This is a genomic window from Neobacillus rhizophilus, from assembly GCF_018343535.1.
GTDB classification, from domain to species: Bacteria; Bacillota; Bacilli; order Bacillales; family Cytobacillaceae; genus Neobacillus; species Neobacillus rhizophilus.
The window spans coordinates 41,501-47,500 of the sequence record NZ_JAGYPF010000011.1 but is presented as its reverse complement, the minus strand read 5'-3'; the positions used below and the strand labels follow the sequence as shown (position 1 = coordinate 47,500).

Sequence of the window (6,000 nt, the reverse complement as noted above, 5' to 3'; positions counted from 1 at the left end):
GAGCGGTATGAACAATTATGTAAGGAGATTTTGGCATGACCATTTTAGCAATTGATACTTCTAATTATGCTTTAGGAGTCGCGCTTTTAAAAGAGACGGAAGTACTTGGCGAGTATATAACAAATTTGAAAAAGAACCATTCTGTCCGGATTATGCCTGCCATTCAGACATTAATGAAGGATTGTGAAAGGGTGCCGTCCAATTTAACGAAAATTGTAGTAGCTAAAGGCCCAGGATCTTATACCGGTGTTAGAATCGGCGTTACGATAGCAAAAACGCTGGCATGGACTTTAAACATTCCACTTGTTGGAATATCAAGCCTTGAAATTCTGGCAGCAGGGCCAGGTCGATATTTTGACGGGCTTATTTCCCCGATATTCGATGCGAGACGGGGACAGGTTTATACAGGTCTGTATCAAGTCGAGAATGGAGAGCTAAAAGTAATTGAGCCGGACCAACTAACAATGGCGGTTGACTGGGCAGGGAAGTTATCCGAATTGGACAAACCGGTTCTATTTGTCGGCAATGATTTGTCTATTCACCGTGAAAGAATAACAGAGAAACTAGGTTCTCAGGCCGTTTTTTCAAGCATAACAGAAAACAATCCCCGTCCATCCGAGCTGGCCATGCTGGGAAAAGACAAACAAGGGGAAGACGTACACACCTTTGTCCCTAATTACATTCGGTTAGCAGAAGCGGAAGCAAAGTGGTTAGAGGCGCAAGGGAAAACTTTATAAAGATAAGGATAGAGAAAGATGGAAGATTCTTATGTTTTTCGCTACATGAGGGAAGAGGATATCGATCAAGTATTAGAGGTTGAGCATGCATCATTTACAACCCCGTGGAGCAGGGAAGCATTTTATAATGAGATGCACAATAATAACTTTGCTGTTTATATCGTCCTCGAACATGAAAATAAAATTATTGGCTATTGTGGAGTCTGGGTTGTAATTGATGAAGGTCATGTGACGAATGTCGCGATTCTTCCTGAGTACCGCGGCAAAAAGCTTGGAGAGATGATGATGCGAAAGCTGATATCCGTCTGCCAGGAGAGGGGTGCAAGAAGCATGACATTAGAGGTAAGGGTAACGAATCATATCGCTCAGTCTCTTTATCGCAAACTAGGGTTTCAAAATGGCGGAATTCGGAAAAATTATTACTCAGATAATTTGGAGGATGCGCTGGTAATGTGGGTGAATTTATGAAAAATGATCAGTTGATATTAGGAATTGAAACAAGCTGTGATGAAACGGCGGTGGCAATTATCAAAAATGGCCGAGAGATAACGGCCAATGTGGTTGCCTCGCAGATCGAAAGTCATAAACGGTTTGGCGGGGTCGTACCGGAAATTGCCTCACGCCACCATGTTGAACAGATTACGATCGTGATAGAAGAGGCATTGAAGCAGGCGAATCTAACATTTACTGAAATTGATGCCGTTGCGGTAACGGAAGGGCCGGGTCTGGTGGGTGCCCTATTAATTGGCGTCAATGCCGCCAAAGCACTTGCGTTTGCTCATAATAAACCGCTTGTGCCGGTCCATCATATTGCCGGTCATATTTATGCAAACAGGCTGGTAACAGAGCTGAAATTCCCTTTGTTGGCTTTAGTGGTCTCAGGGGGCCATACGGAGCTTGTCTACATGAAAGAGCATGGACATTTTGAGGTAATTGGCGAAACAAGGGATGACGCAGCGGGTGAAGCCTATGATAAGGTAGCTAGAACATTGAATCTGCCATATCCAGGCGGTCCGCATATTGACCGTTTGGCCCATGAAGGCCGTCCTACTATTGATTTGCCCCGTGCCTGGCTGGAGGAAGGCTCCTATGATTTTAGCTTTAGCGGCTTAAAATCAGCGGTCATTAATACGGTTCATAATGCCGAGCAGCGTGGTGAGACGATTGCCCCGGAGAATCTGGCCGCGAGCTTTCAGGAAAGTGTCATTGATGTATTGGTGACGAAGACCGTAAGAGCCGTTGCAGAATATGGCGTCAACCAAATATTATTGGCAGGAGGAGTAGCAGCCAATAAGGGGCTTCGAGCAGCCCTGGAAAAGGCATTTTTAGATAAGGCGGATGTTGAATTAGTCATTCCTCCATTATCCTTATGCACAGACAACGCAGCCATGATAGCAGCTGCCGGAAGTGTCATGTTTGAAAAAGGAATTCGAGCAGACTTATCACTAAACGCGATACCTGGATTGGATATAGAAACATATAACACCTGACCTTTCCTAATAAGGAAGGGTTTTTTTAATAAAAGAATCTAATCAAACGTTTAATTGGTTTGGTTGATGAACTAATCAAACGTTTAATTGATATTGGCAATAAACTAATCAAACGTTTGATTGAAAACGGAAAATCCTTGAAATATAGGCATTTTAAGATTTAAACAAACATTTGATTGAATTTGGGCTAATATAAAAATAGCAATTTTGTGGATAAAAAATTTTTGAAAAAGTGGAAAATTCAAATGAATTGTGGATAATTCAGTGATTAATGTTGATAATGTGGATAAATAGGCGTTTTTTTGTGGATAATGTGGAAAAGTTAATTGGATAACTGAAATAATGGCATTTACAATGTGAATAATTCTGTGGAAAATTAGGCCTTTTGGATTACAAGCATAACAAATAACCGGACTCCAACAGTCCGGTTATCCACATTATTCTGCCAGCTCGGCCCATTCTTCCATTAATTCGTCAAGTTCGGCCTTAGCCTTTTCATTTTTTAAATTAATCTCTAAAACCTTTTCATGGTCCTGAAATACTTCTGGCTCGCATAATTGCTGTTCATAATTCTGAATCTGTTCTTCAAGCTCCGAAATGTGTTCCTCGATTTCTTCCAATTTACGTTTTCGCTGGCGTTCCAGTTTTTTCGTTTCTTTATCCTGTTGATAACTGTTTTTTTCAGCAGGCACAAAAGCAGAAACCTTCTTCTCGTAGGCTGCCAATGCAAGTGCCGTAAGTTCCTCCTGCTCTAGCTTTTTATCCACATAATAATCGTAGTCGCCGAGGTATTCTGTGCTGCCCTCAGGGCACAATTCTAGTACCTTGGTTGCGATTCTGTTAATAAAATAACGGTCGTGTGAAACAAACAAAATAGTACCTGGATAATCAATTAGAGCATTCTCAAGAACTTCCTTGCTGTCCAAATCCAAATGGTTGGTAGGTTCGTCCAATATTAATAAATTTGCTTTCTCGAGCATTAGCTTGGCAAGGGCTAGGCGGGCTTTTTCACCGCCGCTTAATGACAAAACGTTTTTAAGCACATCGTCACCGGAAAATAAGAAATTTCCAAGCACCGTACGGATTTCCTTTTCTGGTTTCAGTGGATATACATCCCATAGTTCGTTTAAGACGCGTTTATTGGAGGTAAGGTTGGCTTGTTCCTGATCGTAATACCCGATGGACAAATTGGTTCCGTATTGAATAGTTCCAGCCAAAGCGGGAAGCTTTTTAATAATTGTTTTTAAAAGGGTCGACTTCCCGATTCCGTTAGGGCCGACAAGGGCAATACTGTCGCCTTTATAGACACGAAAGGAAATATCCTCGGAAACCATCTCGCCATCATAGCCGACAGCAAGTGAATCAACAGTCAGTACATCATTGCCGCTTTGGCGCTCAATTTCAAATGAGAAGGAAGCGGATTTTTCATCCCCTGATGGCCGGTCCATGATTTCCATTTTTTCAAGTTTCTTCCGCCGGCTTTGCGCCCTCTTAGTAGTAGTGGCCCGTGCGATGTTGCGCTGGATGAAATCCTTTAAGGCGGCAATTTCCTCCTGCTGCTTTTCATAAAGCTTCATGTCGCGTTCATAATTGGCAGCTTTCTGCTCAAGATAAGAGCTATAATTACCGGTAAATCGCTGAATCAGACGGCGTGATAGTTCATACACCTCTGTAACCACTTTATCCAAAAAATAGCGGTCATGCGAAACAATTAAAATCGCGCCATCGTAGCCCTGCAGATATTGCTCCAGCCAGGAAAGGGTTTCGATATCCAAATGGTTGGTTGGCTCGTCCAAAATTAAAATATCAGGTCTTGTCAGCAGCAGTTTGCCTAGCGCAAGCCGTGTCTTTTGTCCGCCGCTTAGACTTGAAATCATTAATGTAGTATCAGAAAAATTTAACCCATGCAATACAGAGCGGATATCGGCTTCATATTGATAGCCGCCTTGCTCTTTAAACTTTATTTGCAATTCATCATATTCCTTTAATACCCGTTCGTATTTTCCTGGGTCCCCGAAAACAGCAGGATCGGCCATTTGCTCCTCCAGCTTCCGTAGCGTTTTTTCCATCGCCTGCAGGTTCTCAAAAACCGTCAGCATTTCCTCCCAAATGGACAAATTGGACTCCAAACCCGTATTTTGTGCCAAATAACCAACGGTAACATCCTTTGGTTTGATGATTTCGCCGCCGTCATAGCCCATTTCGCCGGCGATGATTTTCAATAACGTTGATTTCCCCGCTCCATTGCGTCCGACAAGGGCAACACGGTCACGGGTTTGTAATTCCAGTTTTATATTCGATAAAATAAGTTCAGCACCATAATATTTTTGTAGTTGGTTAACCTGTAATAAAATCATTTTTTTCACCTCTATTACCTTATGACTAGTGTACCGTATTACCCGAATGTCGGCAATGAAGTGAAATTTTTAATGGAATTATAAAAAAATATACCGATAGTTCAAAGTTTCACACACATGGACATAAAAATATTGTATTATTTTTTGTAGGAGGATTTTTTTATGGCTGAATTTACTCATTTTAATGAAGAAGGCCGGGCCAAGATGGTCGATGTCAGCGATAAGCCGGAAACGGCACGCACGGCACTTGCCCAGTCTAGCATAACAGTAAGCACTGAAATTTATGAAAAAATCACAAACCACGAAATGAAAAAGGGCGATGTCTTAGCAGTGGCCCAGGTTGCTGCGGTAATGGCGGCGAAAAAAACATGGGATATCATTCCAATGTGCCACCCGATCCCATTAACAGGTATCAATATTAGTTTTTCGTGGGAACAGGCCGGGCAGGAACAATATACACTGCATATTGCTGCATTAGTGAAAACCAAAGGCAGTACCGGAGTTGAGATGGAAGCGCTAACAGCCGCCTCTGTTTGTGCCCTGACCGTCTATGATATGTGTAAGGCAGTTGATAAAGGGATGGTGATCGGACCAACCTTTCTGGTAGAAAAAACCGGCGGCAAAAACGGTGATTTTAGAAGGAATATCTAATATATCCATTAAAATTGAAGGGTGGGAGAAATATGTCCAATGAAACGATGAAAATACCACAGGCAACAGCAAAGCGTCTGCCCTTATATTATCGATTTTTACAAAACCTTCATTCTTCTGGCAAGCAGAGGGTGTCATCTGCAGAATTGAGTGAAGCTGTAAAGGTGGACTCGGCCACGATTCGCAGGGATTTCTCTTATTTCGGAGCCCTTGGGAAAAAGGGGTACGGCTATAACGTAAACTACTTGTTATCGTTTTTCCGGAAAACTCTTGATCAAGATGAATTAACAAAGGTAGCGTTAATCGGGGTGGGTAATCTTGGCACAGCCTTTTTACACTACAATTTTTTAAAAAATAATAACACAAAAATCGCTTGCGCCTTCGATGTGGACCCTGAAAAAATTGGCGATTCAATAGGCGATGTTCCCGTTTATTCGATGGACGATATAGAACAGTATTTGATCGAGGAAAATATTTCGGTGGCGATTTTGACGGTGCCGGCTCCGGTTGCTCAGCAGATCACAGATAAACTTGTGAAAACGAACGTAAAAGGGATTTTAAACTTTACCCCAGCAAGACTGAATGTACCTTCATCGATCCGCGTGCATCATATTGACCTGGCGGTGGAGCTGCAGTCACTTGTTTACTTTTTAAAGCATTATCCAAACGACGAAGTCGAAGAATAAATAATAAATGGGCTTCTCGCCAAAATAGGTGAGAAGCCCATTTTTCGTTTGGAAACATTTTTCCTAAACAGATAACTAT

7 protein-coding genes (1 of these 7 running past the window's edge) are annotated in these 6,000 nt (G+C 42.1%); 6 read left to right on the top strand and 1 reads right to left on the bottom strand.

Going from position 1 to position 6,000, the window contains the following annotated elements; genetic code table 11:
- The 4 genes in view from tsaE to tsaD are tightly spaced (at most 18 nt apart) and all read left to right on the top strand, a layout consistent with a single transcriptional unit that may run on beyond the window.
- Nucleotides 1–39, top strand: partial view of a tRNA (adenosine(37)-N6)-threonylcarbamoyltransferase complex ATPase subunit type 1 TsaE gene (tsaE, locus tag KHA99_RS30255; protein ID WP_213121197.1) — the 3' end only. The gene continues 417 nt to the left of window position 1, outside the view; 39 of the gene's 456 nt are visible here — the last part of the coding sequence; the start codon falls outside the window, past its left edge; its stop codon occupies nt 37–39.
- On the top strand, nt 36–737 hold the full coding sequence (tsaB, locus tag KHA99_RS30250) for a tRNA (adenosine(37)-N6)-threonylcarbamoyltransferase complex dimerization subunit type 1 TsaB (protein ID WP_213121196.1): 702 nt from the start codon (nt 36–38) through the stop codon (nt 735–737). Before tsaE ends, tsaB begins: the two co-directional genes overlap by 4 nt.
- Nucleotides 738–755: 18 nt before the next feature.
- Nucleotides 756–1,205 carry a ribosomal protein S18-alanine N-acetyltransferase gene (gene rimI, locus KHA99_RS30245; RefSeq protein WP_213121195.1) on the top strand — a complete coding sequence of 150 codons (450 nt, stop codon included), beginning with the start codon at nt 756–758 and terminating at the stop codon, nt 1,203–1,205.
- Nucleotides 1,202–2,227: a tRNA (adenosine(37)-N6)-threonylcarbamoyltransferase complex transferase subunit TsaD gene (gene tsaD / locus KHA99_RS30240; protein ID WP_213121194.1), complete on the top strand. Its 1,026-nt coding sequence runs from the start codon at nt 1,202–1,204 to the stop codon at nt 2,225–2,227. Before rimI ends, tsaD begins: the two co-directional genes overlap by 4 nt.
- Nucleotides 2,228–2,664: 437 nt before the next feature.
- Here the strand turns inward: tsaD and KHA99_RS30235 are convergent, their stop codons facing one another.
- Nucleotides 2,665–4,584, bottom strand: a complete 1,920-nt coding sequence (locus tag KHA99_RS30235; protein ID WP_213121193.1) for an ABC-F family ATP-binding cassette domain-containing protein — start codon at nt 4,582–4,584, stop codon at nt 2,665–2,667.
- Between the two features lie 162 nt (nt 4,585–4,746).
- On the opposite strand from KHA99_RS30235, the gene moaC reads away from it, so the two are divergent.
- Both moaC and KHA99_RS30225 read left to right on the top strand, forming a co-directional pair.
- Nucleotides 4,747–5,235 carry a cyclic pyranopterin monophosphate synthase MoaC gene (moaC, locus tag KHA99_RS30230; protein WP_213121192.1) on the top strand — a complete coding sequence of 163 codons (489 nt, stop codon included), beginning with the start codon at nt 4,747–4,749 and terminating at the stop codon, nt 5,233–5,235.
- A gap of 32 nt (nt 5,236–5,267) precedes the next feature.
- Nucleotides 5,268–5,921, top strand: a complete 654-nt coding sequence (locus KHA99_RS30225; protein WP_213121191.1) for a redox-sensing transcriptional repressor Rex — start codon at nt 5,268–5,270, stop codon at nt 5,919–5,921.
- Nucleotides 5,922–6,000: the final 79 nt, after the last annotated feature.

What these genes read in the sequence shown, in the direction of transcription:
- tsaB (WP_213121196.1), top strand. Translation starts at nt 36, where the DNA reads ATGACCATTTTAGCAATTGATACTTCTAATTATGCTTTAGGAGTCGCG.
- rimI (WP_213121195.1), top strand. Translation starts at nt 756, where the DNA reads ATGGAAGATTCTTATGTTTTTCGCTACATGAGGGAAGAGGATATCGAT.
- tsaD (WP_213121194.1), top strand. Translation starts at nt 1,202, where the DNA reads ATGAAAAATGATCAGTTGATATTAGGAATTGAAACAAGCTGTGATGAA.
- KHA99_RS30235 (WP_213121193.1), bottom strand. Translation starts at nt 4,584, where the DNA reads ATGATTTTATTACAGGTTAACCAACTACAAAAATATTATGGTGCTGAA.
- moaC (WP_213121192.1), top strand. Translation starts at nt 4,747, where the DNA reads ATGGCTGAATTTACTCATTTTAATGAAGAAGGCCGGGCCAAGATGGTC.
- KHA99_RS30225 (WP_213121191.1), top strand. Translation starts at nt 5,268, where the DNA reads ATGTCCAATGAAACGATGAAAATACCACAGGCAACAGCAAAGCGTCTG.